Here is a 293-nt window from a genome sequence, read left to right on the forward strand (position 1 = left end):
GATTTAAATTTTTGAATCTGTTCCTTTTCTGCCAATTGGGAATACTGCTCTTCAGCACATTTATAGTCTGCTTTTTTAAAACATTCCTCGGCCTTTTTTTTGTCCTGCCCGTAGATATTCAACGAAAAAAAACTGATGGATGCTAAAAGTAATAAAGATTTTTTCATGAAGTTATATTTTGTTTGTTGATCACTTTTTTGGCGAGTGCACCAAATATCACTCCCAATAAAGATCCAACAAACACCCCCACCAAAATATCAATTGGAAAATGCACTCCTAAATATATTCGGCTG

1 protein-coding gene is annotated in these 293 nt (G+C 34.1%); it reads right to left on the bottom strand.

Translation table 11 applies throughout. From position 1 onward, the window contains the following. Nucleotides 1-163: 163 nt before the first annotated feature. Nucleotides 164-286, bottom strand: a complete 123-nt coding sequence (locus tag SB679_RS23715; protein ID WP_410704714.1) for a hypothetical protein — start codon at nt 284-286, stop codon at nt 164-166. Nucleotides 287-293: the final 7 nt, after the last annotated feature.

The organism is Chryseobacterium sp. SIMBA_029 (assembly GCF_046535275.1).
Lineage (GTDB): Bacteria > Bacteroidota > Bacteroidia > Flavobacteriales > Weeksellaceae > Chryseobacterium.